Raw genomic sequence first — 25,542 nt, forward strand, 5'->3', positions numbered from 1 at the left:
GACAGCCCTGACGTAACAGCTAGGCTTCGTCCGTGTCACTCAGCCGTCGCACACTCCTGCTGGGTGCAGGTCTGGCTCTCGCCGGGTGTACCTCGCGCAGGGTCGACGCACCCGCCGAGCTGGTGCTCGCCACCGGTCCGGAAGGCGCGGTCTTCCGCGAGGTCGGCGGAGCGCTCGCGGCCGCGCTGGCCGAGCAGCTGCCCGGCACGAAGGTGACCGCCATCCCGACCGCGGCGTCGGTGGAGAACCTGGCCCTGCTGCGCTCCGGTGAGGCACAGCTCGCGCTGTCCTCTTTGGACCCCATCGACGACCCGCAGAGCGTCCGCGCGGTCGGCCGGCTCTACGACAGCTTCATGCAGATCGCGGTGCCCACCGCGTCCCCGATCCGCACCTTCTCAGACCTCGCGGGCAAGCGCATCTCGCTGGGCCCCAAGGGTTCTGGCACGGAGTTCACGTCGATGCGGATGCTGAGCACGTTCAACGTGTCCGCACTGGGCGAACGCATGGCCCACTCGGACGCCTCCCGCCGGGTCGCGGACGGATCGCTGGACGCGATGCTGGCGCTGACCGGAATACCGACGCCCGCGATCACCGACCTGAAGGGGAAGGTGCGGATGATCGACATCGCGGTGGAGGCCGTCGAGCTCGCCGACGCGTACAAGGGGCCGTACATCCCGGCGACCATTCCCAGCACCACCTACGAGGGCGTGGCGGCGAACCACACGTTCGCCGTGCCGAACCTGCTGCTCGCGCGCGACACGCTGAGCGCGGACGTGGTGGAGGTCGTCACGCGCACGGTGTTCACCGAGACGGCGCGGATCGTGGAAGGGCACCCGGAGGCATCGCGGATAAACGTCCGCACCGGCATCGCGACCGGTCTCGTGCCGCTGCACGACGGCGCTATGCGCTGGTTCCGTTCCGTGAAGCGCTGAGGGAGATCCGGACGTCCAGTCCTGGGTCGGCGTCGTGCAGGGTGAGCGTGCCGCCGGCCGACTCGATCAGCTCGGCGCAGATCGCGAGGCCCATTCCGGTGCCCGCGATGTTCTGGTGCTTGGTGGCACGCCAGAACCGCTGCAGCGCGTGCTCGCGTTCCTCGTCGTTCAGGCCGTCGCCGTTGTCGATGACGTGCAGCTCACCCTGTTCGCCGGTGACCCGCACCTCGGTGGCGTTGGCGAGCCGCAGGGCGTTGCTGACCAGCTCGTCCAGCACGCTGCCGAGCCCGCCGGGCGGCTCCTGCATGGTGAGGCCGGCCGGTACGTCGATCTTGAGGTCGACCCCGGACTTCGCCGCGAGCGCCTGCCAGGCCGGTCGGTGGGTGACGAGCAGCTGGTCGATCTCGACGGGTTCGGTCGTGCGGGCGCTGTCGAGGCGGGTGGCGGCGAGCAGCGTGTCGAGCACCCGTCCCATCTCCTCGGCCTCCTCGACCGCGATCTGGTGCGCCTCCCGGCCGTACTCGCCCTGCACGTGCGGTTCGAGGTTGTCGACGGCGAGCCGGAGGCTGGCCAACGGGTTGCGCAACTGGTGCGACGCGTCAGCGACGAACGCCTTTTGCCTGTTCAGAGCTCTGCCGACGACGTCGACCATGGTGTTGAAGCTCTTCGCGAGCCTTCTGAGTTCTGGCGGGCCGCCGACCTCGTCCGCCCGCACGTCGAGGTTGCCCGCCGCCACCGCCGCGGTGGCCTCGTCGAGCCTGCTCACGGGCCTGAGCACCCACCGCGACATCGGCCACGCGGCGGCGACCACGGCGAGCATCGGCGCGAGACCGGCCAGCGCCATCAGGCCCCACTGGCGCAGGACCTCGGTCCGGAGGCTCGTCGTCTGCGAGATGGTGACGACCGCGGCCACGACCTCGCTGTCCCGCCCGACCGGTTCGACGACGACCATCGACCCGGTGCGCCACGGCCAGCCCGTGTAGTCGGGTTCGGGGCGGATGCCGCCGTTCAACGCCGTGTTCAGGGCCTTGGTGACCTCGGGATCGTCGGTGGGGTTGAACCCCAGCCGGGAGGCCAGCAGGATCCGCTGGTCCGCGCTGACGAGGGCGACCGGGACGTCGTAGAGGGCGTCGTAGCGCTGGATCTCCTGGCTGAGCGCCTCCAGCCGGTCCGACTGCAACGCGCTCTCGGCCAGTGAGGCGAACCGGCTCGCGTCACCGAGGCGGTCGAGATAGGTGGTCTGCGTTTCGCGCTGCACCACCGCGGACGCGAGCGGGATGCCGAGCGCCGCGACCAGGGCGACGAGCAGCGGGACGGTGATGGCGAGCAGTCGGCGGAGCATCAGTTGAGATTGTTCCGCAACTGTTTGCCGCTGTCTCTCGGAGACTCGTCACGTGGCGAGGCGGTAGCCCACGCCTCGGACCGTCTCGATCTTGACGTGCCCGCCGAGCTTTCCGCGCAGGGCCGCGATGTGCGTGTCCAGCGTCCGCGACGGCGCCTCCCAGTGCGCCTGCCACACCTGGTCCACGATGAAGTCCCGGCTCACCACCTCGCCCTTGCGGGTGGCGAGGAGGGCCAGCAGGTCGAACTCCTTGCGGGTCAACGTCAGCGGCTCGCCGTCCAGCGTGACCTCGCGCGTCGACGTGGAGAGCTGCAGCGCGCCGACCTGGACCGGCAGGTCGCTCTCCGGCCCGGCGCGGTGCGTGCGGGTTCGTCGCAGGACCGCCTCGATCCGGGCGAGGAGCTCCGACGTGCCGAACGGTTTCACCACGTAGTCGTCGGCACCCGCACGCAGCCCGAGCACGCGTTCGCGTTCCTCACCGCGTGCGGTGACCGTGATGACGGCGGTGCCCGGACGGTGCCGCAACTCGCGCAGCACGTCCAGGCCGTCGCCGTCGGGCAGGCCGAGGTCGAGCAGCACCACGTCGGCGGGAGCGGCACGCAGCGCGTCGGCGGCCGTGGCCACCCGATGCACCTCGTAGCCGGCGTGCCGCAGCGCGGTCAGCAGGCCTCGTGCCACCCGGTCGTCATCCTCGACGACGAGCACGCGCACAGATCACTCCGGTTTGACGGACTCCGGGGAGTTGACGGACTCCGCGGAGTTCTTCTTGTCCTTCGCGGCGTCGTCGTCCTGCTCCTCGACGACTTCGACCTCATCGGCTGCTGCGGGTTCTGCGTCCGCCACGGGTCCGGTGCCACGCAACGCGGCGACGTCCTCACGGTCGCCGCGAGACCTGGCGATGATGAAGTAGGCGACCGCACCGAGGAACACGAGCACCGACACGAACACGTTGACGCGCGTGCCGAAGATCAGCGTCGCCTCGTCGGTGCGCATCAGCTCGATCCAGAACCGCCCGGCCGTGTAGCCCGCGACGTACAGCGCGAACACCCGCCCGTGACCCAGCCGGAACTTGCGGTCGGCCCACACGATCAGCAGCGCGACACCGAGGTTCCACAACAGCTCGTAGAGGAACGTCGGGTGCACGACCTGGATCGGCGTGTGATCGATCGCCACACCGGCCAGCGCGTCCTCACGCCCCTCCGGCGTGACGCGGCGGTAGATCTCCAGGCCCCACGGCAACGTCGTGTCGCCGCCGTAGAGCTCCTGGTTGAAGTAGTTGCCGAGCCGCCCGATGGCCTGCGCCACCACGATGCCGGGCGCCAGCGCGTCCGCCATCGCCGGCAGCGGGATGCCCTTGCGCCGGCACCCGATCCAGGCACCGACCGCGCCGAGCGCGATGGCACCCCAGATGCCGAGGCCGCCGTTCCAGATCTCCAGCGCCGCGAGCGGGTTCTTGCCCGGCCCGAAGTACTTCTGGTTGTCGGTGATGACGTGGTAGAGCCGGCCGCCGACGAGGCCGAACGGCACCGCCCACACGGCGATGTCGGTCACCTCGCCCTTGATGCCACCGCGTTCGACCCAACGGCGCTCACCCCACCAGATGGCGACGATGATGCCGGCGATGATGCACAGCGCGTAGGCCCTAAGGGGGATCGGACCGAGGTACCAGACACCGCGGTCTGGGCTCGGGATCGTGGCCAGGACGGCGCTCAACCCGTTCAACACGTCGCCCACCGTACCGGTGGGCTTGTGAACCTCTCGTGCGCGTCTCGTTCGGAGGCTCGATCGTTACCGAGCCAGTGCGCGACACGTGCCGCTAGGAGGGCAGTTCGATCGTGACCGGGAACGGCCGCTCGAAGGTCAGCACCCCGTCGGCGCTGCGCGCGATCTCGACGTACTTCCCGTCTTCTGCCAGCTCGAACAACGTGGCCACGGGAACGTCCTTGGCCGGATCGATGATCAAGTAGTAGGACACACCGGCTTCGGCGTACACCTGGCGCTTGACGACCAGGTCCTTCAGCTTGGTGCTCCGGGAGATCACCTCGCCGATGAGGAGCACGTCCTCGACCGGCACGGTCAGCCCCTTCGCGCCCCTCTTCTTGAGCACGGTGAAGTCGGGGATGAACAGCCGGCGATCGTCGAACTCGACGTTCAACTCGATCGTGGCCTCGAACTCCTTCGGACACGCTCCACGCAACGCGTACGACGCCTCGAACACCAGTCGTTGGTGCGCGGCGGTCCCCAGCGGGCTCACGTAAAGCATCCCGTCAACGAGTTCGATGCGCTGACTGTTGTCCTCGGGCAAGGCGAGGACGTCCTCGATCGTCCAGGGGCCCTCGTGGTTGGGCAGGAGGAAATCGACCTTGGCTTCGGCTGGCGCCGCCACTGGGCATCACCTCCGTTGACCGCCTGCGCACCACCAGTGTGGCACGCGGTGCGGATGGCCGGCTTGTGCATAGCGCCACGATCGCAGGTCAGACCGACAGGAAAACGGGGTTTTGACTCCAATCGACCCAGATTCACTCGATCAGGTGTTCGAATCCGTGTCATGCTCTTGGAGGAACATCAAGGGCTCCGAAAGGAGGCAAGACCACCACAACTGAATACCCGCCATCCCGACAACCACTCGATGGCGAGCACAGTGTTCAACCGTTCGAAGCTGTACACCGCGCCACCCGAACAACCTCAGGTGAAGCCGCCGCTGCAGAGTCGGCTTCACCAGCGGGCAAAGGAAAACCGCCCAGCCCTGTGGGGCCGAGCGGTTCATCCGAGGACAACGTCAGACGGTCGCGGCAGCCGATCGCACGCCCTTGGCCAGGTCGGCGGTCAGCGCGCGCACCGCACCGTCGCCCTCGGCCACAGCGGACACGAACGCCGAACCCACGATCACGCCGTCCGCGAACCCGGCGATCTCGGCGGCCTGCGAGCCGGAGCGCACGCCGAGACCGACGCCGACCGGGATCGAGGTGTGCTCGCGGACCCGCCCGACCAGCTCAGGAGCAGCAGACGACACCACATCACGCGCACCCGTGACGCCCATGACCGCGGTGGCGTAGAGGAAACCGGAGGACGCACGCGCGGTCATCGCGATGCGCTCCTCGGTGGACGACGGCGCCACCAGGAAGATGCGGTCCAGCCCGTGGGCCTCGGAAGCCGCCATCCAGTCGTCGGCCTCGTCCGGCACGAGGTCCGGTGTGATCATCCCGAGTCCGCCCGCGGCCGCGAGGTCGCGTGAGAACGCGTCCACGCCGTACCGCAGAACGGGGTTCCAGTACGTCATCACGACCGCGCGCCCACCGGCATCCGCGACGGCGGCCACCACGTCGAACAGGTCGCGCACCCGGAAGCCGGCGGCCAGCGCCTGCTCGGCGGCGGCCTGGATCGTCGGGCCGTCCATGACGGGGTCGGAGAACGGCAGGCCGACCTCGACCAGATCGCAGCCCGACTCGACCATCGAACGGAGGTAGTCCTTGGAGCCCTCGACCGTCGGGAAACCCGCGGGCAGGTAGCCGATCAGCGCGGCGCGCGACTCGGCTCGCGCGGCGGCGAACACGTCAGACAACGACATCAGGCCTGTCCCCCGTCAGCGAGGCCGAAGTACTCCACGGCCGTGTCCATGTCCTTGTCCCCGCGACCAGAGAGGTTGACGACCAGCAGACCGTCCGGCCCGAACGACGGCCCGATCTTCAGTGCGCCCGCGAGCGCGTGCGAGGACTCGATCGCCGGGATGATGCCCTCGGTGCGGGACAGCAGCGCGAACGCCTCCATCGCCTCGGCGTCGGTCACCGCGAAGTACTCGGCGCGGCCGATGTCCTTGAGGTGCGAGTGCTCGGGGCCCACGCCGGGGTAGTCGAGTCCGGCGGAGATCGAGTGCGCCTCGGTGATCTGGCCGTCCTCGTCCTGCATCACGTACGACATCGCGCCGTGCAGCGAACCGGGCGTGCCGACGGTCAGCGTCGCGCCGTGGCGGCCGCTGTCCAGACCGGAGCCGCCGGGCTCGACGCCGACCAGCCGCACGTCGGCGTCGTCGATGAAGCCGTGGAAGATGCCGATCGCGTTCGAGCCGCCACCCACGCAGGCGACGACCGCGTCAGGCAGCCGGCCCGCCTTCTCCAGGATCTGCTCGCGCGCCTCGATGCCGATGACCCGGTGGAAGTCGCGGACCAGCAGCGGGAACGGGTGCGGGCCCGCCGCCGTGCCGAGCAGGTAGTGCGTCTCGTCGACGTTGGTGACCCAGTCGCGCAACGCCTCGTTGATCGCGTCCTTGAGCGTGCGCGAACCGGACTTCACCGGGATGACCTCGGCGCCCAGCAACCGCATGCGGGCGACGTTCAGCGCCTGGCGTTCGGTGTCGACCTCGCCCATGTAGACGACGCAGTCCAGGCCGAGCAGCGCGCACGCGGTGGCGGTCGCGACGCCATGCTGGCCCGCGCCCGTCTCGGCGATCACGCGCTTCTTGCCCATGCGCTTGGTCAGCAGCGCCTGGCCGAGCACGTTGTTGATCTTGTGCGAGCCCGTGTGGTTGAGGTCCTCGCGCTTGAGGAACACGCGCGTGCCGGCGTGCTCGGAGAACTTCGGGGCCTCGGTCAGCAGCGACGGACGGCCCGCGAAGTCCTTCAGGAGTCGCTTGAACTCGTTCACGAAGTCCGGGTCGATGCGGGCCTTGTCGTACTCGGCGGCCAGCTCGTCCACCGCCGCGATCAGGGCCTCCGGGACGAACCGGCCACCCCACGGGCCGAAGTGGCCACGTGCGTCGGGATCGTGCGGCGTGGGCGTGAACTGGCCCATCGGCAACTCCTCAAACAGGCATGACTAACGGCTGGGCCTCGGGCACGCCGGGTGTGAACCGGCGGTCACGAGCTTGTTCACGGCGGCCTTGGGGTCGCCGCTGGTCACCAGGCTTTCGCCGACGAGCACCGCGTCGGCGCCCGCACCGGCGTACGACATCAGGTCGCCGGGCCCGGTCACGCCCGACTCGGCGATCTTGATCGTCTCGAAGGGTAGTCCCGGAGCGATCCTGCCGAAAACGTCTTTATCGACCTCCAGCGTGTGGAGGTTGCGCGCGTTCACCCCGATGACCGACGAACCCGCCTCGAGCGCACGGTCGGCCTCCTCGGCCGTGTGCACCTCGACGAGCGCCGTCATGCCGAGCGACTCGACCCGGTCGAGCAGCGACACCAGCGCGTTCTGCTCCAGCGCCGCCACGATCAGCAGCACCAGGTCCGCGCCGTGCATGCGCGCCTCGTGCACCTGGTACGGCGACACGATGAAGTCCTTGCGCAGCAGTGGGATCTTCACCGTCCGGCGCACCGCGTCGAAGTCCGCCAGCGACCCGCCGAAGCGGCGCTGCTCGGTCAGCACGCTGATCACCGACGCGCCGCCCGCCTCGTACGCGGACGCGAGCTCGGCAGGCTCCGGGATCTCCGCCAGCGCGCCCTTCGAAGGGCTGCGGCGCTTGACCTCGGCGATGACACCCACGTTCGGCCCGCGCAGCACAGACATGACGTCGAGCGGCGGGGCTGCCTTGGCCGCGCGCTCCTTGACGACGTCGAAGGACAACTGAGCCTCGCGAGCGGCGAGATCCTCACGCACACCTTCGAGGATCGACTCGAGAACCGTCACAGTCTTGCTCCCCTTCCCGCTATGGGGATGCTAACCCCGGCGGAGTAATGCCCCAGCCACCGGGGGTTCAGTGTCCACGCAGCTAGCCGTGGTTGTGCGCGTGTCACATGCGCGAACGCGGATGAATGATCTTCACTCGTTCGAGGAAGGCCCGCCGGGGGTCTTATCGTCGGTTGGATCATCTCCACGCTCCAGCGCGCGCCACATGTCCGCCTCGGGGTCGTGCGAGCGGGCCTTCTGCCCACCCACCCCGATCTTCGGCATCCGGGCCCCGAGCGCTACCTGAAGGGCGCCGGAGCCTGCCACGAGCACGCCTCCGGCGATCGCCAGCCAGTGGCCGGAGAACGCGGCGGCGATGCCCACGACGATCAGCAACGCGCCCAGGATCCGGCGCGCCGTCCCGCTCAGCGCGACGACCGCCGCGACGGCCGCGAGGCTCAGCAGCGCGATCGGCACCGAGCCCGCGCCCCAGAAGGCACCCGCCGCACCCACGAGCAGGAGTGCGGCGATCCACAGTGGACGGCGTCCCACCGAGCGGCTAGCGGTCAACAGCCGGCGCCATCGTCTGTGCGGTGGCGATCGCGGCCAGCACCGCGCCCGCCTTGTTCAGGCACTCGTTGTCCTCGGCCAGCGGGTCCGAGTCGGCCACGATGCCGCCACCGGCCTGCACGTACGCCACCCCTTCGCGCACCAGGGCGGTCCGGATGGCGATGGCGGTGTCCGCATCCCCGGCGAAGTCGAAGTAGCCCACAACGCCGCCGTAGAGGCCACGACGGGTGGGTTCCAGCTCCTCGATGAGCTCCATCGCGCGCGGCTTGGGCGCACCGGACAGCGTGCCGGCCGGGAAACACGCGGCGACCGCGTCGTAGGCCGTCTTCCCGTCGGCGAGCTCACCGGTCACGGTCGACACGATGTGCATGACGTGGCTGTACCGCTCGACCTTGAAGAAGTCGACGACGTGCACGGAACCCGGCTTGCAGACGCGGCCCAGGTCGTTGCGGCCGAGGTCGACGAGCATCAGGTGCTCGGCGCGTTCCTTGTGGTCGGCGAGCAGGTCCTTCTCGAGCAGCGCGTCCTCTTCGGGGTCCTCCGCACGCCACCGGGTGCCCGCGATGGGGTGGGTGGTGGCCTTGCCGTCGCGCACGGTCACGAGCGACTCGGGGCTGGAGCCCACGATGTCGAACCCCTCGAGGCGCAGCAGGTACATGTACGGGCTGGGGTTCGTCGCGCGCAGCACCCGGTAGATGTCGAGCGCGTCGGCGTCCGTGTCGATCTCGAACCGCTGCGACACCACGATCTGGAACGCCTCACCCGCCCGGATGGCCTCCTTGGCCTTCTCGACGGCCGCGAAGTGCTCGGCCTGCGAGCGCCGGCGCCGGAACTCGGGCTTCGGCCGCGCGAACACGGCGGCGGTCGGCGGCGCGGGCGTGTGCAGCTGCGTCGTCATCTCGTCGAGCCGCCGCACCGCGTCGTCGTACGCCGCGTCGACGCGCTCGGCCGAGTCGTCCCAGTTGATCGCGTTCGCGATGAGGGTGACCGTGCCCTCGTGGTGGTCGAGCGCCGCGAGGTCGGTCGCGAGCAGCATGACCAGCTCGGGGATCTTCAGGTCGTCCTCGGCGATGTTCGGCAGCCGCTCCAGCCGCCGCACCGCGTCGTAGCCGATGTAGCCGACCATGCCGCCGGTCAGCGGGGGCATGCCGGGCAACGGGTCCGTGCGCAGCACCTCGACGGTCTCGCGCAGCGCCTGCAGCGGGTCGCCGCCGTCCGGCAGCCCCACGGGCCGCGTGCCCGTCCAGAACGCCTCACCGCCGGTGGCCGTCAGCGCCGCCGAGGACTGCACGCCGATGAACGACCACCGCGACCAGGAGCGCCCGTTCTCCGCCGACTCGAAGAGGAACGTGCCGGGCCGATCGGCCCCGAGCTTGCGGTACAGCCCGACAGGGGTCTCCGCGTCGGCCAGCAGCCTGCGCACCACCGGGATGACCCGGCGGTTGACCGCCAGCTCCCGGAACTCCTCGCGCGTTGGGCTCACGGCCCCCAGACCAGCGGCGGCCACAGCCCCGATGACGCTCACCATGCCGGTAATTGTTGCATAAATTCAACATCTGTTGAACTATGGCCCATGTGGAGCAAGTGAACCAGAAACGCCGAGGCCGCCGCGCCGCGGGCGAGGACACGCGGGCCGCCCTGATCGCCGCGGCCCGCGAGGTGTTCGTCGAAAAGGGCTACGACGGCGCGACGGTCCGCGCGATCGCCGCCAAAGCGGGCGTGGACGCCGCCATGGTCAACCACTGGTTCGGCGGCAAGGAGGGCCTGTTCGCCCAGTCCGTGCTGCAACTCCCGTTCGACCCGGCCGAGATCCTCAAACGCCTGCTGGACGGCCCCGTCGAGCAGGCGGGCGAACGCATCATCCGCACCTTCGTCACGGTCTGGGACGCGACCGGCGGCGGCACCTTCGCCGCGCTGATCCGCAGCGTCACGAGCCACCAGGAGGTGGCGAACGCGCTGCGGTCGTTCTTCATCAACGCGATCTTCAAGAACCTCCTGGCGGAGATCGAGGTGGAACAACGCGACCTGCGCGCCACCCTGTGCGCGACGCAGATGGTCGGGCTCGGCATGGTCCGGTACGTCGTGCACTTCGAACCACTGGCATCGGCGGACCTGGACACGGTGGTCAAGGCCATCGCCCCGAACATGCAGCGCTACCTGACCGGCGACCTGGACTAGGCCTCGGGGGCGAGCAGCACCGTGGCGTCGAAGCAGGTGCGGTCGCCCGTGTGGCAGGCGGCGCCGACCTGGTCGACGAGCAGCAGCAGGGTGTCGCCGTCGCAGTCGAGCCGCACCTCGTGCACGTACTGGGTGTGGCCGGAGGTCTCGCCCTTCACCCACAGCTGCTGGCGGCTGCGCGAGTAGTAGGTCGCGCGGCGGGTGGCGAGGGTGCGGCGCAGTGCCTCGTCGTCCATCCACGCCACCATGAGCACCTCACGGGTGTCGCGCTGCTGGGCCACCGCGCAGATCAGGCCGTCGGGGGTGCGCTTGAGCCGCGCGGAGATTGCGGGATCGAGCGGGCTGCTCAACGGGGTCCTCCCAGGTGTTCACGAGCGGGTCCGGTGTTGAGCAGGACCACGCCGTAGATGTGCACAGCGGACAGCACGCCGGACGCGACGCGGGTCCACACCGGACCGTCGGCCAGCACGATCACGAGATGCAGCAAGGCGACGAGGACGAACACCACCATCGCCGGGTAGTGCATGAACCGCAGCCGCAACAACAGCGACGCCGCGACGAGCAGTTCGAAGAGCGCCACGAACGACGGCAGCTTCAGCACGTCGGCGTCGCCGGTCGACCTCCACAGGACCAGGCCGACCACGAAGAACACCAGCGCGCCGCCGAACGCGACCGCCGAAGCCACCCGCACCTCGACCGGCTTCATCGCACTACCGTCATCGCACTACGACGCCCGCCTGGCGCAGGCCGTCCTTGACCTCGCCGATGCGGAGCTGTCCGAAGTGGAACACGCTCGCGGCCAGCACGGCGTCCGCGCCTGCGGCGACCGCCGGCGGGAAGTGGTCGATCGCGCCCGCGCCGCCGCTGGCGATCAGCGGGACGTCGACCTCGCGGCGGACCAGTTCGATCAGTTCGAGGTCGAACCCGGCCTTGGTGCCGTCGGCGTCCATCGAGTTCAGCAGGATCTCGCCGACGCCCAGCTCCTGACCCTGCGCGGCCCACCGCACGGCGTCGATGCCGGTGCCGTTGCGGCCGCCGTGCGTGGTGACCTCGAAGCCGGTGCCGCCGGGCACGCGCCGCGCGTCGACCGACAGCACGATGCACTGCGCCCCGTACCGCTCCGAGCACTCCTTGAGCAGCTCGGGCCGCGCGATCGCCGCGGTGTTGAGGCTGACCTTGTCCGCGCCCGCGCGCAGCAGCTTGTTCACGTCTTCGGGGCTGCGCACGCCACCGCCGACCGTGAGCGGGATGAACACCTGCTCGGCCGTGCGGCGGACCACGTCGAACGTCGTCTCGCGGTCTCCGCTGCTGGCCGTCACGTCGAGGAACGTCAGCTCGTCGGCGCCTTCGGCGTCGTACGCCCTGGCGAGCTCCACGGGATCGCCCGCGTCGACGAGGTTGGTGAAGTTGACTCCCTTCACCACCCGGCCCCGGTCGACGTCGAGACAGGGGATGACACGGACCGCGACTGACATGCGCAGAAGCCTACAAGGGGCCGCTGGGCCCACCTTGGGGACTAGGCTGCGGCGCCATGATCACCGAGTTGGGCGAGGGCCAGTACCTGCTGCTGACGACCTTCCGCAAGGACGGCACCGCGGTGCCCACACCGGTCTGGGTCGCTCCCGGCCCGTCCGACGGCGTGATCTACGCCTGGAGCGCCAAGGAAACCGGCAAGGTCAAGCGGATCCGGCGCAGCGGGGACGTCGAGATCGGGCCGTGCGACCTGCGCGGCAACCCCAAGGGCGACTCGATCAAGGCACGCGCCCGGCTGCTGGACGACGACGCCAGCGACGACGTCCGCGCCCGCATCGTGAAGAAGTACGGCTTCATGGGGTGGCTGACGATGACCGGCAGCAAGCTGCGCCGAGGGCGGACGGGCACGGTCGGCATCGAGATCACGCTGCCGAGCTGAACTCTCAACGTTGACGAGCGCAGTCAACATTGACGAGTGCAGTCAACGTTGATTCGGCCGATCAATGTTGACTGCGCCGATGCACATTGAGGCCGATCAACATTGACGCGATGTTGACACATTGACGCGGACATTGACTCAACATTGATCGAGTGGCCATGACAACGTTGTCACCATCCATGTTGATCAAGCGCGTCAATGTTGATTGCGAGCGTCAATGTTGAGTCAACGTGGACTGGACGCCTCAATGTTGAGTCGACGTTGAGCGTCAACCCGAGGTTGACCGAGCGCTTGGCGTCAACCTAGAGTTGACGCATGATCCAGTTGACCGACCTCATCGTCACGGTCGCCCAGGAGACTGACGACGCCCTCGTGCGCCTCGCGAAGGCCGTCGAGATGAGCGGTCAGCTCAACGAGCTCGGCGACCACCTGATCGGCCACTTCGTCGACGAGGCCCGGCGCGGCGGCGCAAGCTGGGCCGAGATCGGCGAGAGCCTCGGCGTCACCAAACAGGCCGCGCAGAAGCGGTTCGTGCCCAAGGAGTCACCGGAGCTCACCAAGCCGTCGACGGAGCGCTACACCCAGCGCTCCCGCAGGGTCATCGCGCTGGCCAGGCACCACGCGCGGTTCAGCGAACGGATCGGCACCGAGCACCTGCTGCTGGGGCTGCTCGACGACTCCGGCGGGCTCGCGGCCAAGACCATCGCGAAGCTGGAGTCCGGCGACGGCAGCACCCGCATCGCCGTGCTGCACCGGCTGGAGAAGGAACCCGCGCGGCGGCCCGAGAAGCAGCCGTACTCGACGCACTGCAAGAAGGCGCTCGAACTGGCTGTCCGCGAGGCGCTGCGGATGGGTCACATGTTCATCGGCACCGAGCACATCCTGCTCGGGGTGCTGCTCGAAGAAGGAGGGACCGCGGCCGACGTGCTGCACACCACCGGTGTCACGCACGCGGCCGCGGCCGCTCACATCGAAAAGGTCGTCAACGGACCGCAGCAAGTGCTTCCGGGAGCGTGAAGGCACCGGCGTACAAGGCCTTGCCGATGATGGAGCCCTCCACGCCGTCGCGCGACAGCTTCGACAGCGCGACCAGGTCGTCCACAGTGGACACGCCGCCGGACGCGATGACCGGGGCGTCGGTGCGGGCGCAGACCTCGCTGAGCAGGTCCAGGTTCGGGCCCGTCAGCGTGCCGTCCTTCGACACGTCCGTCACGACGTAACGCGCGCAGCCGTCGCGGTCGAGCCGGTCGAGGACCTCCCAGAGGTCGCCGCCGTCCGACGTCCAGCCGCGGCCCTTGACCCGGTGGCCCTGCTCGGTGATGCGGACGTCCAGGCCCACCGCGATCTTCTCGCCGTACGCCGCGATCGCCTTCGCGCACCACTCCGGGTCTTCCAGCGCCGCGGTGCCCAGGTTGACCCGCGCACAGCCGGTGGCCAGCGCGGCCTCCAGCGACGCGTCGTCGCGGATGCCGCCGGACAGCTCCACCTTCACGTCGAGCTCGCCGACCACGCGGGCGATCAGCTCGCGGTTCGAGCCACGCCCGAACGCCGCGTCGAGGTCGACGAGATGGATCCACTCCGCTCCGTCGCGCTGCCACTGCAGAGCCGCGTCGAGCGGCTCGCCGTAGTTCGTCTCGGTACCGGCTTCGCCCTGCACGAGGCGAACGGCACGACCGTCGGCCACGTCAACAGCGGGGAGGAGTGTGAACGTCACCCGCTCAGCCTAGCGTCCCCCAGCACCAGCGCGGCCACGCGCTCCTGGGCGTCCGCGGTGCGCGCGAACGTCGCCGGCACCGGCGTGACCAGGAACCCGACGAAGCTCGGGTACTGCTGGGCCAGCGCGAGGTGCAGGTACTGCGTGCTCTCAAGATCGGCATCCGTGCGGTCCGCGCACGGTGCCTGCGGCGACCCCTCCGGCATGAGGAACAGCTCCTTGCCGGGTGCGCGTTCCTCGAGCTTGGCCATCCGCGCCTCGAGGTCCGCGTAGCCGGCGCAGTAGTCGTGGAAGCCGACCGCGTCGACCTCCGCCGGCACCTGGAACGCGTCGTCGATCTGCGAGCCGGCCACCACGAACACGACCTTCTTGCCGGGGAAGTGCTTCTTGATCAGGCGCGCGGTGTCGCCGTCCCGGACGACGAAGCCGTCCACCTGGTGCGCGGCCGCCGCTTCTGAGCCCACCTCGACGAGGTTGAGATTGCTGTGACCGCGCACCTCGTGGCCGCGCGCCCCGAGGTAGCCGTAGTAGCGCAGCGCCGAGCCGGGCCGCTTGCGCAGGGCGTCGGAGTTCAGCGCCTCGATCTTCAGGTCGTCGACGAGGCCCGCCGTCGTCGGGCTGCCCGCACCGAGGTACACCCACAGCCTGGCGGTCGGGACCTCGGTGCCGAGCGCGATCTTCCGGCGCTCGCCGTTGACGGTGAGGTCGAGCGCGGCACCGGAGAGCTTCAGCGTCACGTCGTACGAGCCGCGAGCCTTGACCGACGACGCGACCGGCGGTTTGCCGGGCTGCGAGATCTCCAGGCTCCCGTTGGCGCGCAACACGAGCCCGAGATCGATGTCCTGATTGGACGCGTGGCCGGTGCTGTTCGCCGAACGAGCGAGCACGATCGACGACCACCCGTCCGCCGCCGGCGTGAGCTTCGCCGAGATCGTCGAACCAGTGGAAGGCGCGTCGAGACGTACCGCCGTCGTGTCACCGCGCAGCGACAGCGTTCCGGGTCGCCGCGGGTCGTTGACGTGCACGGACCCGCCCGCGACCCGGCTGTACGTGACGGCGCCGGTGCCTTGGCGGTGTTTGAGGTTGTCGTTCAGTCCCGACGTCAGCGACGTGTGCACGGCACCGTCGAAGTTGTCGTGGAACGGTGCCGGTGCGGCGAGTGCGCCCCCAGGCACAGCAACGGAGGCAGCCGCGAGCGCGGCTACCGTCAGCAGTCGTGTGATCACGACAAGGTAGTCAACCAGTTCCGCAACAGCTGTGCGCCGGCATCACCGGACTTCTCCGGGTGGAACTGCGTCGCCCACAGCGGCCCGTTCTCGACGGCGGCGACGAACTCGTCCCCCGAGTGGTCCGCCCACGTCACCAACGGCGGCCTGATGTGCTCGGCCGGCTCCAGCTCCCACCTGCGCACGCCGTAGGAGTGCACGAAGTAGAAGCGGGTGTCCTTGTCGAGACCCGCGAACAGCTGCGAACCCTCGGGCGCGCGAACCGTGTTCCAGCCCATGTGCGGCACGATCGGCGCTTCGAGCCGCTCGACCGTGCCGGGCCACTCGCCGCAGCCCTCGGTCAGCACGCCGTGCTCGATGCCGCGCTCGAACAGGATCTGCATGCCCACGCAGATGCCGAGCACCGGACGGCCACCCGCGAGGCGCTCGCCGATGATCCGGGCGCCGCGCACCGAGTTCAGGCCCTCCATGCACGCCGCGTACGCCCCGACGCCGGGCACGACCAGACCGTCGGCGTCGCGCGCGGCCTTGGGGTCCGAGGTCACCTCGACATGGGCGCCGACCCGCTGAAGCGCGCGCTCGGCCGAGCGCAGGTTGCCTGAGCCATAGTCAAGTACGACGACACGTGCCACGCCCACCAGGTTAGTCGGTCGGCGCGGCACCCTGTGTCACCGGTATGACCGGCAACACGGCGTTGATCGGTTTCCGGCGCACGAGCCGACGCCTGAGCGTGACCATGATCGCGGCCATCCCCACGAGCAAGAGCGCGCCGATGAGGTAGTAGACGAGCATCGGGATCTGGAACAGCATCGTCACCAACGCCGTCAGCACGATCAACGGCAAGACGAGCGCCAACGGCCACATCTGCGCGCGCGGCGCTTCCAACGTCTGCAGCATGACGTCCGCACGGCCTTGTTCGGTGAGCTCGGCGACCTGTGCGACCTCACGCAGGCCCGCCGCGCGGAAGAAGTCGGGGATCGCGCCGACGCCGTTCTCGAAGTCGCGGATGCGTTCGAGCGGGCCCTTGCGGCTGGCCGGCGGGTACAGCGCGGTGAGCTTGTCGATGGCGTCGAGTTGCCACTTCTCCTTCTCGCGCAGGTTCACGAGGCCCGCGGTCGACCGGTCGAAGAGCAGCCCGACCGGACCGGACTGCTTCGCCTGCGCCGACAACCGCAGGACGGCTTCGCGCGAGCCCCACATGGACGCGCGGCCGATCGTGGTGGTGAAGAGGTAGAGCAGGGCGGCGTCGTCGTTCCAGACGGCGAGAGCGGCGCCGCTGCCGATCTTGCGCACCCTGTTCGCCATGTAGGCGGCCTCGTTGAGCTTGGTCGCCGGCGGAGGCAGCAACACCGTGCCGGACTGCACCGGGACGAGCGCCGCGGGTCCCACGTTGCCGCTGTGCATGGCCTTCTGCAGCTCGGCGGCGCCCAACGGGGTCCAGATCAGCATTCTCACGCACAACATCATTCCGTACCGGGGTGTGGTCCCGTCCACACCAGACCGGCGTGTACGGATCCGGGCCGGGCACGAACGTGCCGTCCGTGCCGACTCCGGATCCGACGTGGTCCTGACGACCACTTCCCCCTAAACGGCGCGTGAAGGCGCGCCGGTCCAGTCATCCCCCATGACTGCGAACATGCTTCTTCACCCCCTGAAGAAACTGCGCACAGCGCTCCCCAGCCCCACCACGTCGAGGTCGTGCGCGGCGTCATGGTCCTCAGCCGTGCCGTAGTTGCGGAGCTCTGCGTGTCGTTTGACGCCTATACAACGCACGCGGTGCGGAATCAGTTGCAGTGAATCCGAAATTAGATGAGAAGAAGTTCCCTCGAGGTACGGCTCCACCACCATGACGTCGGCGTGGTCCGTGTCCTGCACCGCCTTGCGCAGTCCGTCCGAGTCGAACGGTCGCACCGTCGCGGCGTACAGCACGGTGACATCGGCGTTCTCGGAGTCGACCGCCTTCAGCACGCGGTCGAGCATCGGTCCGACAGCGAGCACGACACCGCGTTTTCCGTGACGCAGCGCGGTGAATCCCTCACCGACCGGATACGCCTGCGTGTTCTCGTGCAGCGAAAGCCTGACGTAGACCCGGTTGTCGTCCTTCAACGCCTGCCGCAGCAGTGGCGTGACCTCGTCCGCGTGCCCAGGCACGTGAACGGTCCAGCCGGGCAGCGTGTCGAACAACGCGACGTCACCAGGTGACTGATGCGTGCGGCCCCACACCGGGTCGTCGTAGGAAGCGCCGATGCTCACGAACACCGCACCCACGTCCTGATGGCCGATGTCCAGCTTGATCTGCTCGTACGGCCGTTCGACGAGAAACGGCGCGTAGCTGTGCACGACCGGCCGCAGCCCCGCCAACGCCAGACCGCCGGCCACGCCCACCATGGTCTGCTCGCGGATCCCGACGTCCACGACGCGCTCGTTCTCCTGCGGGAACTCGTTGCTGGAGATCACCGCGGTCACCACGGCGATCCGCGGGTCGTTGTCGATCTGCTCGTTGACGGCCCGGACGAAGGCCTGGCGCATCGTGGTCATCAGTAGCCCTTCTCGATCTTGGCGACCACCGCGTACGGGCGGTCGTGCGGCGCGGTCAGTGCGGTGAAGAGGGCTCCGTGGTCGCGGCCGTCGACCTCGGTGGTCTGCCAGCCCTCGACGGCGAACCGCCGGGCGATGCCGCCGGGCCAGCCGTGCATGGCGGACTGGTTGTCGATCACGATCGCGGTGAGGTTCGCGACGCCCAGCCTCGCCGCCACGGCGATCGCCTCGTGGTTGCTGCCCTCGTCCAGCTCACCGTCGCCGACCAGCACGAACGTGCGCCCGCGGCTCTTGCCGATCCGCTGCCCGATGGCGGTCCCCACCGCGATCGGCAGGCCGTGGCCGAGCGAGCCGCTGCTGATCTCGACGCCGGGGACGAGCATCCGGTCGGGGTGCTGGCCGAGCGGGCTGTCCCAGGACGTCCAGCTGTCCAAAATGGACTCTTCGATGAACCCCTTCTCGGCCAGCACGGCGTAGTACGCCATCGGCCCGTGCCCCTTGGAGAGCAGGAACCGGTCGCGATCGGGATCGTCGACGGTGGCGGGCGTGACGTTGAGCACCTGGTCGTAGAGGACCCAGAGCACGTCGATCGTGGAAGCCGCAGCCCACTCGTGCTTCTCGTCCCCGGTCATCCTCGCGAAGAGCTCCGGTATCCGTTGCATGGCACCAACTGTTCAACCTCGACCATGCTGGAGGTCAAGCGGTTACCATGATCGGGTGAGCAAGTTGCCGGAAATGCTGACCATCGGCCAGGTCGCCGAGCGCAGCGGCGTCCCCCACACCGCCCTGCGCTTCTACGAGGACCGCGGCCTGATCGCCTCCGTCCGCACCGCGGGTAACCAGCGGCGCTACCAACGTTCGGTGCTGCGGCGCCTGGCCTTCATCCGCACCGCCCAACGCGTGGGCCTCACCCTGGAGGACGTCCACGGCGCCCTCGCCCAGTTGCCGGACAACCGGACGCCCACGAAGTCGGACTGGGAACGCCTCTCCCGCTCGTGGAAGACCGAACTCGACGCCCGGATCGACGCGCTGTACCGGCTGCGCGACCGGCTCACCGGCTGCATCGGGTGCGGCTGCCTGTCGTTGCGCAGCTGCGCGCTGCAGAACATCGACGACGAGCAGGCGTCACACGGGCCGGGCGCGCCCAAGCTCAAGCCCGTCATGGAGGGCGGCACCGCCTAGGAACTCGCGCAGGGCGCGGAGGTAGCCCTCCGGGTCGTCGACGTGCAGCATGTGGCCCGCCTCCAGCACGACGGCACGCGCCCGCGGGATCAGGTCGAGCGTCGGCTCGACCAGGTCGACGGGGAACGTCATGTCGTAGCGGCCGTGCAACAGGAGCACCGGGAGGTCCAGCTCCGCGATTCGTTGCGCGGCATCGGGAAGCCGCGGCGTGACGAGGGTTCCCGCCTGCAGCTGCCGCACCCACTCGACGCCGAACCGGACGTCCTCCAGCCGCCGCAGGTAACCGGGCATCGCCTCGGCGCGCCAGATGTTGACGGGTGCCGCCGCGACCGCCTCGGCCTGCACGTCCGCCGGCGTCAGACCTCCGCGCTGCCACGGGTCCTCCCGGCCGGCGAGCAGCGCGTCCCGCTCCGTCCAGCCCTCGAAGGCGTCCGGCGGCACCGGCAGCACGCTGGAACCCGACACGACCAGGCTGCGCACGCGGGACGGGTGGGTGATCGCGAACCGCTGCGCGACCATGCCGCCGAACGAGTGCCCCAGCACGTCCGCGCGCTCGACGCCGAACGCGTCCAGCACGCGCACGAGGTCGTCCATCACGCCGTCCGGGTGGTACTCGGGCGCCCGGCCCGAACGGCCACAACCGCGCAGGTCAGGCAGGAGGAGCCGGCAGTCGAGGCGTTCCAGCGGGTCGCGCAGGTAGCTGTGGTCCCAGTCGGGGCCGCCGTGGATCGCGAGCAGCGTCCGGTCGCCGGTTCCCTCCTGCCACGCCACGAAGATGTCGGTCTCGCCAGGAACCCGCCGCTCATGCCACACCCGGCCCATGAAACCGCAAAACGACTGGACGTGCTGTGGTTTCCTGAGTGCGAAATGGAAGAACAACGAATGATCCGCCTCTCGAAGCGGATGTCCAAGGCGCTGCGGCACCAGCCCGAGCGCGTCGGCCTCACCCTCGACCCGGCCGGCTGGGTCCCGGTGGCCGACCTGTTGAACGCGCTCGGCATCTCCGCCGCCGAGCTGCACGAGGTCGTGGCGCAGAACGACAAGAAGCGCTTCACGATCGACGGCGACCGCATCCGCGCGAACCAGGGTCACAGCGTCGAGGTCGCCCTCGGCCTGCCCACCGCGGTCCCGCCGGACCAGCTGTTCCACGGCACGGTCGCGCAGTACCTCGACGACATCATGCGCGACGGACTGCGCCCGATGTCACGGCACGACGTGCACCTGTCCCCCGACGTCGAGACCGCGCGCAGGGTCGGTGCGCGCCGCGGCAGGCCGTTGATCCTCACCGTCGACGCCAAGGCGATGCACGAGAACGGGCACGAGTTCCAGCTCAGTGCCAACGGCGTGTGGCTCACCCAACACGTCCCGGCCCGCTACTTGTACCCGTACACGCCGTCCTGAGTTCCCATGTAGGGCGCGGTCGACCGCTCCATCCGGTCCAGCCACCCGAGCAGGTCGCCGTCGCGGAGCAGTTCGTCGCGCTGGATCGGCACGTTGCACTTGGACGTCATGGCCTTCACGAACGGAGGCTGGTCCGGGTACTCGAACACCCACTGGTACTCCCCGCCTGAGGTGTAGCACAGCCCAGGCGCCGGCATGGCGTTCACCTTCCGCTCGATCGAGCCGTCGCCCGCCTGCTGCCGCGCCCCGACCAACTGCCAGTTGTTGACCAGTTCGGGGTCGCGACCGTCCGGTCCCTGATCGGTGCTGGGACGGCTCGTCCCGAGGTACAGGTAGACGCACAGGGTCACCTTCGAGGCGCCGACGGGAACGTCCCCGCGGGACCTGTCCAGCCGGATGTAAGGCCGTCCGTCCCTCTGCTGACACGCATCGGTCGCGGCAGCCGCGGGCGCGGGCTCCGGCGGTGCCGGTCGTGACACCGCCACCGCCGCACCGGCCGCGACCACCAGCACGGCCGCGGCGGCACCTGTCACCAGCCGCCGGTCCCGCCGCGCGCGCATCTTCGCGCGCACCCGGTCCAACCTGTCCGGCACCGGCTCGAACTCGGGCATCGACCGCTCCAACAGTTCCTTCACAGTCCCGCCTCCAGGCGTAGCAACTCATCGGCGCGCAGTACCGCCAGGGCACGTGCGGTGTGGGTCTTCACGGAACCGGCCGAGCAGCCGAGCACGGTCGCCGTGTCCTCGACGGACAGGTCCTCCCAGTAGCGCAACGCGAGCACGGCGCGCTGCATCCGGCTCAACGACGCGAGCCGCCCGAGCAAGGTGAGCCGCAGCTCCACGTCCGGCCCGGCCGACGACGCGTCCGGCAACTCCGAGGTGGGCACCTCGTGCCGCCAGCGACGCCGCCACCAGGTGAGATACGTCGAATAGAGCATCTTGCGCGCGTACGGCCACGGATCGCTGACTCTGGCCCAGCGCTGCCAGAGCCGCGCCAGCACGGTCTGCAGCAGGTCCTCCGCCTTGTGCGGATCGCCGGTCAGCAGCCAGGCCTGGCGCAACAGGGAGTCGGACGCCGTCTCGGCGAAACTCTCGAAGTCACCCACACCCAGTTAGACAATCCGGCGCGGCAACCGGGTTGACGTGGTTTGCTCGATCTCGTGAAAAAGATCGTGGAGACCGGCTACGACGCCATCGCGGAGCACTACCTCACGTGGTCGGCGCAGATCACGGACGACCCGCGCGCCCACTACCTGAACGAGCTCGACCACCGGCTCGACGACAACGCGAAGGTCCTCGAACTCGGCTGCGGCGCGGGCGTGCCGAGCACCCGCAAGCTCGCCGAACGCCACGACGTGCTCGGCGTCGACCTGTCACAGCAGCAACTCGACCTCGCCCGCACCAACGTGCCGGGCGCGCGGTTCGAGAAGGCCGACATGACCGCGCTCGACTTCCCGGACGGCCAGTTCGACGCCGTTGCGGCGTTCTACTCGATCCTGCACGTGCCGCGCGCCGAACAGCCCGCGCTCATCGCCAACATCGCGCGGTGGCTCAAGCCCGGCGGCCTGTTCCTGGCCTCGCTCGGCGTCGGCACCCCGGACGCCACGGAGGACTGGCTCGGCGTCGAGATGTTCTTCGGCAGCAACACGCCCGCGAGGAACCGTGAGCTGCTCGCCCAGCACTTGGAGATCGTCATCGACGATCTGGTGACCATGCACGAGCCGGACCCGGCGACGTTCCACTGGGTCCTCGCCCGTAAGCACTAAAGCAGCCAGAGCACCGCGCCGCTGACCGCGATCACGGTCAGCACCAGCAGGATGACCGCCAGGAACTTGGCGGTCTTCCACGTCGCGTAGACGCCACCGCCCAGGAAGCCCGCGAGGGCCAGCAGGCCGATGACGACGACTTCCTTCGGCATCTACAGCACGCCCTTGGTCGACGGGATGCCGCCGACGCGCGGGTCGGGCTCCACGGCCGCACGCAGGGCGCGCGCGATCGCCTTGTACTCGGCTTCCGCGATGTGGTGCGGGTCGCGGCCGTACTCGACGCGCACGTGCAGCGCGATCTGGGCGTGGAAGGCCAGCGACTCGAACACGTGGCGGTTCAGCACGAACGGGTAGTTGCCGCCGATCACGAAGCTGTTGAACTGCTCCGGCTCGCCGCGGTGCACGGTGTACGGGCGGCCCGAGACGTCGACCGACGCGTGCGCGAGGGTCTCGTCCATCGGGATCCAGCAGTCGCCGAAGCGGCGAATGCCCTTCTTGTCCCCCAACGCTTCCCGCAGCGCCTGGCCCAGCACGATCGCGATGTCCTCGACCGAGTGGTGCGCGTCGATCTCGACGTCACCGGTGGCGCGGACGATCAGGTCGAAGCAGCCGTGCACGCCGAACGCGGTGAGCATGTGGTCGTAGAACGGCACGCCGGTGCTGATCTCGACCTGGCCGGTGCCGTCCAGGTCGATCTCCACGTAGACCGACGACTCCTTGGTGGTGCGCTCCACCTTGCCCACACGGCTCACCGGCTGACCTCCTTGCTGGCCGCGAGGAAAGCGTCGTTCTCCTCGGGCGTTCCGATGGTCACCCGCAGGTGACCCGCGATTCCGACGTCCCTGATGAGCACGCCGTGGTCCAAATAGGACTTCCAGACCTCACGTGCGTTCTCGAACCAGCCGAACAGCACGAAGTTCGCGTCCGAGGGCACGACCTGGAAACCCAGCGCCGCCAGCTCGGTGACCACCCGATCGCGTTCCGCGGCGAGCAGCGCCACCGAGCCCAGCGTCTCCGCGGCGTGCCGCAACGAGGCCCGCGCGGCAGCCTGCGTCAGAGCGGACAGGTGGTACGGCAGGCGCACCAGCTGCAGAGCGTCGACGACAGCGGGAGCGGCCGCCAGATAGCCCAGGCGCCCGCCCGCGAAGGCGAAGGCCTTCGACATCGTGCGCGAGACGATCAGTCGCGAGCCGTACTCGTCGAGCAGCTTGATCGCGCTCTCCTGCGGAGAGAACTCCGCGTACGCCTCGTCCACGACGATCATGCCCGTCGTGGACGCGATCAGCAGGCGCAGGTCGTCGAGCGGGATCGACTGGCCCGTCGGGTTGTTCGGCGACGTCACGAACACGACGTCCGGCTGGGTCTCGGCGATGAGAGCGGCGGCCTTCTCCACGTCCAGCGAGAAGTCCGGACGGCGGGGCGTCGGCGACCACTCGGTGCGCGTGCCGGCCGCGATGATCGGGTGCATCGAGTACGACGGCTCGAAGCCCAGGGCCACCCGGCCCGGCCCGCCGAACGCCTGCAGGATCTGCTGGAGGATCTCGTTCGACCCGTTGGCGGCCCACACGTTCTCGGCGGTCAACGTCACCGACGTGGCCGACGCCAGATAAGCCGCCAGGTCCTCGCGCAACGCCACCGCGTCGCGGTCCGGGTACCGGTGCAGCTCGCCCGCGATCTCCGCGACCGCCGCGACGACGTCCGCCGCGAGGGCATCGGTCGGCGCGTACGGGTTCTCGTTGGTGTTCAAGCGGTACGGGACGTCGAGCTGCGGTGCGCCGTAGGGCGTGCGGCCGCGCAGGTCCTCACGCAGAGGCAGATCGGAAAGCTCCACCCGTGCGCCGACAACAGGCTTCATCGGGAGAACCTCGCTGTGACAGCCTGCCCGTGTGCGGGCAGGTCCTCCGCTCCTGCCAGCACGACGACCTTGTCCGCGACCTCGCGCAGTGCTTCCTCGGAGTAGTCGATCACGTGGATGCCGCGCAGGAACGTCTGCACGGACAACCCGGACGAGTGCCGCGCGCAGCCACCCGTCGGCAGCACGTGGTTCGAGCCGGCGCAGTAGTCGCCGAGCGACACCGGCGAGTACGCGCCCACGAAGATCGCGCCGGCGGACCGGATCCGCGCCGCCACCTCACGCGCGTCGCGCGTCTGGATCTCCAGGTGCTCGGCGGCGTACGCGTTGACGACCCGCACACCTTCGTCCACAGAGGACACCAGCACCACGCCGGACTGCTTGCCGCCCAGCGCCGTGCGGATCCGCTCGACGTGCTTGGTGGCACCGATCTGGCGCTCCAGCTCGACGTCCACGGCGTCGGCCAGTTCGACGGAGTCGGTCACCAGCACCGACGCGGCGAGCGGGTCGTGCTCGGCCTGGCTGATCAGATCGGCGGCCACGTGCACCGGGTCGGCGGTCGAGTCGGCGAGGATCGCGATCTCGGTCGGCCCCGCCTCCGCGTCGATGCCGATCAGACCGCGCAGCAGCCGCTTGGCCGCGGCCACGTAGATGTTGCCGGGACCGGTGACGACGTCGACCGGAGCCAGTTCACCGCCGTCGGTGTCCACGCCGCCGTACGCCATCAGCGCCTGCGCCTGCGCGCCACCCGCGGCCCACACCTCGTCGACGCCGAGCAGTGCGGCGGCGGCCAGGATCGCCGGGTGCGGCAGGCCGCCGAACTCCGCCTGCGGCGGCGAGCACACCACCAGCGACTCGACACCGGCGACCTGCGCGGGCACGACGTTCATGACCACGGTCGACGGGTACATGGCCAGACCGCCGGGCGCGTAGAGGCCGACGCGCGCGACCGGCACCCACTTCTCCGTGACGGTGCCGCCGGGCACGACCTGCGTCGTCGTGTCGGTGCGGCGCTGGTCGGCGTGCACGCGGCGGGTGCGCGTGATCACCTCTTCCAACGCCTCGCGCACGGCCGGGTCCAGCGAGGACAAAGCGGACGAGATCGCCGAAGCGGGCACCCGAACAGAAGCGGGACGAACGCCGTCGAACTTCTCCGTGTACTCGAGAACCGCCTCGACGCCACGAGCCGCGACCGCGTCCACGATCGGACGCACCTGATGCAGCGCCACGTCCACGTCCATCTCGGCGCGCGGCACGGCGGCGCGCAGCTGAGCGGGAGTCGTGGTGCGACCTCGCAGGTCGATGCGGCTGAGCATGCCTTACAGGGTA

32 protein-coding genes are annotated in these 25,542 nt (G+C 69.5%); 7 read left to right on the plus strand and 25 right to left on the minus strand.

Annotated elements, in window-relative coordinates; all coding sequences use genetic code 11:
* Window positions 1-32 precede the first annotated feature (32 nt).
* Window positions 33-932 (plus strand): TAXI family TRAP transporter solute-binding subunit, encoded by a 900-nt coding sequence (locus G7043_RS00360; RefSeq protein ID WP_166042747.1) that lies wholly within the window; start codon window positions 33-35, stop codon window positions 930-932.
* Here G7043_RS00360 and G7043_RS00365 read toward each other — a convergent pair.
* The 9 genes from G7043_RS00365 to G7043_RS00405 form a co-directional block, all read right to left on the minus strand.
* A complete protein-coding gene (locus G7043_RS00365) occupies window positions 901-2,274 on the minus strand; it encodes a sensor histidine kinase (RefSeq protein WP_166042748.1) in 1,374 nt (457 codons plus the stop codon). The two genes, G7043_RS00360 and G7043_RS00365, sit on opposite strands and share 32 nt — an antisense overlap.
* A gap of 48 nt (window positions 2,275-2,322) precedes the next feature.
* Complete coding sequence (locus tag G7043_RS00370) at window positions 2,323-2,985, minus strand: response regulator transcription factor (protein ID WP_166042749.1); 663 nt, start codon at window positions 2,983-2,985, stop codon at window positions 2,323-2,325.
* 3 nt (window positions 2,986-2,988) lie between these two features.
* Window positions 2,989-4,008, minus strand: coding sequence for a prolipoprotein diacylglyceryl transferase (lgt, locus tag G7043_RS00375; protein ID WP_390826834.1), 1,020 nt, complete (start codon window positions 4,006-4,008; stop codon window positions 2,989-2,991).
* Between the two features lie 82 nt (window positions 4,009-4,090).
* Window positions 4,091-4,660, minus strand: a complete 570-nt coding sequence (locus tag G7043_RS00380) for a Uma2 family endonuclease (protein WP_166042750.1) — start codon at window positions 4,658-4,660, stop codon at window positions 4,091-4,093.
* 393 nt (window positions 4,661-5,053) lie between these two features.
* Complete coding sequence (gene trpA, locus G7043_RS00385) at window positions 5,054-5,842, minus strand: tryptophan synthase subunit alpha (RefSeq protein WP_390826837.1); 789 nt, start codon at window positions 5,840-5,842, stop codon at window positions 5,054-5,056.
* Entirely contained in the window at window positions 5,842-7,062 is a 1,221-nt protein-coding gene (trpB, locus tag G7043_RS00390) for a tryptophan synthase subunit beta (RefSeq protein ID WP_166042751.1), read from the minus strand. The genes trpA and trpB overlap by 1 nt, the downstream gene beginning before the upstream one ends.
* Before the next feature lie 24 nt (window positions 7,063-7,086).
* On the minus strand, window positions 7,087-7,896 hold the full coding sequence (trpC, locus tag G7043_RS00395; protein ID WP_086666704.1) for an indole-3-glycerol phosphate synthase TrpC: 810 nt from the start codon (window positions 7,894-7,896) through the stop codon (window positions 7,087-7,089).
* Between the two features lie 132 nt (window positions 7,897-8,028).
* Window positions 8,029-8,445 carry a hypothetical protein gene (locus tag G7043_RS00400; protein ID WP_207310496.1) on the minus strand — a complete coding sequence of 139 codons (417 nt, stop codon included), beginning with the start codon at window positions 8,443-8,445 and terminating at the stop codon, window positions 8,029-8,031.
* Window positions 8,435-9,973 (minus strand): anthranilate synthase component I, encoded by a 1,539-nt coding sequence (locus G7043_RS00405; protein WP_166042752.1) that lies wholly within the window; start codon window positions 9,971-9,973, stop codon window positions 8,435-8,437. Before G7043_RS00405 ends, G7043_RS00400 begins: the two co-directional genes overlap by 11 nt.
* Window positions 9,974-10,011: 38 nt before the next feature.
* Between G7043_RS00405 and G7043_RS00410 the strand changes: the two genes are divergently transcribed.
* A complete protein-coding gene (locus tag G7043_RS00410) occupies window positions 10,012-10,623 on the plus strand; it encodes a TetR/AcrR family transcriptional regulator (RefSeq protein ID WP_166042753.1) in 612 nt (203 codons plus the stop codon).
* Here G7043_RS00410 and hisI read toward each other — a convergent pair.
* Genes hisI through hisF form a run of 3 tightly spaced genes read right to left on the minus strand, consistent with a single transcriptional unit; the run spans window position 10,620 to window position 12,098 of the window.
* Entirely contained in the window at window positions 10,620-10,973 is a 354-nt protein-coding gene (gene hisI, locus G7043_RS00415) for a phosphoribosyl-AMP cyclohydrolase (protein ID WP_166042754.1), read from the minus strand. The genes G7043_RS00410 and hisI overlap by 4 nt on opposite strands.
* Complete coding sequence (locus G7043_RS00420; protein WP_086666699.1) at window positions 10,970-11,329, minus strand: hypothetical protein; 360 nt, start codon at window positions 11,327-11,329, stop codon at window positions 10,970-10,972. Before G7043_RS00420 ends, hisI begins: the two co-directional genes overlap by 4 nt.
* A gap of 10 nt (window positions 11,330-11,339) precedes the next feature.
* On the minus strand, window positions 11,340-12,098 hold the full coding sequence (gene hisF / locus G7043_RS00425) for an imidazole glycerol phosphate synthase subunit HisF (protein WP_166042755.1): 759 nt from the start codon (window positions 12,096-12,098) through the stop codon (window positions 11,340-11,342).
* A 56-nt stretch (window positions 12,099-12,154) separates the two neighbouring features.
* Between hisF and G7043_RS00430 the strand changes: the two genes are divergently transcribed.
* Together G7043_RS00430 and G7043_RS00435 are read left to right on the plus strand one after the other, a co-directional pair.
* Window positions 12,155-12,535 (plus strand): PPOX class F420-dependent oxidoreductase, encoded by a 381-nt coding sequence (locus G7043_RS00430; protein ID WP_166042756.1) that lies wholly within the window; start codon window positions 12,155-12,157, stop codon window positions 12,533-12,535.
* Between the two features lie 315 nt (window positions 12,536-12,850).
* Window positions 12,851-13,552 (plus strand): Clp protease N-terminal domain-containing protein, encoded by a 702-nt coding sequence (locus G7043_RS00435; RefSeq protein ID WP_166042757.1) that lies wholly within the window; start codon window positions 12,851-12,853, stop codon window positions 13,550-13,552.
* Here the strand turns inward: G7043_RS00435 and priA are convergent.
* From priA to G7043_RS00465, 6 genes are all read right to left on the minus strand, one after another.
* Window positions 13,518-14,249 (minus strand): bifunctional 1-(5-phosphoribosyl)-5-((5-phosphoribosylamino)methylideneamino)imidazole-4-carboxamide isomerase/phosphoribosylanthranilate isomerase PriA, encoded by a 732-nt coding sequence (priA, locus tag G7043_RS00440; RefSeq protein WP_166042758.1) that lies wholly within the window; start codon window positions 14,247-14,249, stop codon window positions 13,518-13,520. The genes G7043_RS00435 and priA overlap by 35 nt on opposite strands.
* Complete coding sequence (locus G7043_RS00445) at window positions 14,246-15,475, minus strand: hypothetical protein (protein WP_166042759.1); 1,230 nt, start codon at window positions 15,473-15,475, stop codon at window positions 14,246-14,248. The genes priA and G7043_RS00445 overlap by 4 nt, the downstream gene beginning before the upstream one ends.
* Entirely contained in the window at window positions 15,472-16,107 is a 636-nt protein-coding gene (hisH, locus tag G7043_RS00450; RefSeq protein ID WP_313887638.1) for an imidazole glycerol phosphate synthase subunit HisH, read from the minus strand. The genes G7043_RS00445 and hisH overlap by 4 nt, the downstream gene beginning before the upstream one ends.
* 10 nt (window positions 16,108-16,117) lie before the next feature.
* Complete coding sequence (locus G7043_RS00455; protein ID WP_166042761.1) at window positions 16,118-16,930, minus strand: hypothetical protein; 813 nt, start codon at window positions 16,928-16,930, stop codon at window positions 16,118-16,120.
* Window positions 16,931-17,119: 189 nt separating this feature from the next.
* Complete coding sequence (locus G7043_RS00460) at window positions 17,120-18,013, minus strand: transketolase family protein (protein WP_166042762.1); 894 nt, start codon at window positions 18,011-18,013, stop codon at window positions 17,120-17,122.
* Complete coding sequence (locus tag G7043_RS00465) at window positions 18,013-18,675, minus strand: thiamine pyrophosphate-dependent enzyme (RefSeq protein WP_242641814.1); 663 nt, start codon at window positions 18,673-18,675, stop codon at window positions 18,013-18,015. Before G7043_RS00465 ends, G7043_RS00460 begins: the two co-directional genes overlap by 1 nt.
* Before the next feature lie 55 nt (window positions 18,676-18,730).
* Between G7043_RS00465 and soxR the strand changes: the two genes are divergently transcribed.
* Window positions 18,731-19,195, plus strand: a complete 465-nt coding sequence (gene soxR, locus G7043_RS00470; protein ID WP_166042763.1) for a redox-sensitive transcriptional activator SoxR — start codon at window positions 18,731-18,733, stop codon at window positions 19,193-19,195.
* Here soxR and G7043_RS00475 read toward each other — a convergent pair.
* The gene (locus tag G7043_RS00475; RefSeq protein WP_207310498.1) at window positions 19,139-20,008 is read right to left on the minus strand and encodes an alpha/beta fold hydrolase; all 870 of its coding nucleotides are present in this window, start codon (window positions 20,006-20,008) and stop codon (window positions 19,139-19,141) included. The genes soxR and G7043_RS00475 overlap by 57 nt on opposite strands.
* Before the next feature lie 54 nt (window positions 20,009-20,062).
* Here G7043_RS00475 and G7043_RS00480 point away from each other — a divergent pair, with 54 nt between their 5' ends.
* Complete coding sequence (locus tag G7043_RS00480) at window positions 20,063-20,596, plus strand: RNA 2'-phosphotransferase (RefSeq protein WP_166042765.1); 534 nt, start codon at window positions 20,063-20,065, stop codon at window positions 20,594-20,596.
* Here the strand turns inward: G7043_RS00480 and G7043_RS00485 are convergent.
* Both G7043_RS00485 and G7043_RS00490 read right to left on the minus strand, forming a co-directional pair.
* The gene (locus G7043_RS00485; protein WP_166042766.1) at window positions 20,569-21,231 is read right to left on the minus strand and encodes a hypothetical protein; all 663 of its coding nucleotides are present in this window, start codon (window positions 21,229-21,231) and stop codon (window positions 20,569-20,571) included. The two genes, G7043_RS00480 and G7043_RS00485, sit on opposite strands and share 28 nt — an antisense overlap.
* A complete protein-coding gene (locus G7043_RS00490) occupies window positions 21,228-21,701 on the minus strand; it encodes a SigE family RNA polymerase sigma factor (protein WP_207310499.1) in 474 nt (157 codons plus the stop codon). Before G7043_RS00490 ends, G7043_RS00485 begins: the two co-directional genes overlap by 4 nt.
* A 54-nt stretch (window positions 21,702-21,755) precedes the next feature.
* On the opposite strand from G7043_RS00490, the gene G7043_RS00495 reads away from it, so the two are divergent.
* Window positions 21,756-22,361 carry a class I SAM-dependent methyltransferase gene (locus G7043_RS00495; RefSeq protein WP_313887639.1) on the plus strand — a complete coding sequence of 202 codons (606 nt, stop codon included), beginning with the start codon at window positions 21,756-21,758 and terminating at the stop codon, window positions 22,359-22,361.
* Here the strand turns inward: G7043_RS00495 and G7043_RS00500 are convergent.
* Genes G7043_RS00500 through hisD form a run of 4 tightly spaced genes read right to left on the minus strand, consistent with a single transcriptional unit; the run spans window position 22,358 to window position 25,529 of the window.
* Window positions 22,358-22,513 carry a hypothetical protein gene (locus G7043_RS00500; RefSeq protein ID WP_166042768.1) on the minus strand — a complete coding sequence of 52 codons (156 nt, stop codon included), beginning with the start codon at window positions 22,511-22,513 and terminating at the stop codon, window positions 22,358-22,360. The genes G7043_RS00495 and G7043_RS00500 overlap by 4 nt on opposite strands.
* Window positions 22,514-23,113 carry an imidazoleglycerol-phosphate dehydratase HisB gene (gene hisB / locus G7043_RS00505; RefSeq protein ID WP_086666686.1) on the minus strand — a complete coding sequence of 200 codons (600 nt, stop codon included), beginning with the start codon at window positions 23,111-23,113 and terminating at the stop codon, window positions 22,514-22,516.
* Window positions 23,110-24,216, minus strand: a complete 1,107-nt coding sequence (locus G7043_RS47945; RefSeq protein WP_166042769.1) for a histidinol-phosphate transaminase — start codon at window positions 24,214-24,216, stop codon at window positions 23,110-23,112. Before G7043_RS47945 ends, hisB begins: the two co-directional genes overlap by 4 nt.
* On the minus strand, window positions 24,213-25,529 hold the full coding sequence (gene hisD / locus G7043_RS00515; protein WP_166042770.1) for a histidinol dehydrogenase: 1,317 nt from the start codon (window positions 25,527-25,529) through the stop codon (window positions 24,213-24,215). The genes G7043_RS47945 and hisD overlap by 4 nt, the downstream gene beginning before the upstream one ends.
* Between the last annotated feature and the right edge of the window lie 13 nt (window positions 25,530-25,542).

The sequence above is a fragment of the Lentzea alba genome (genome assembly GCF_011067745.1).
GTDB lineage: Bacteria > Actinomycetota > Actinomycetes > Mycobacteriales > Pseudonocardiaceae > Lentzea > Lentzea alba.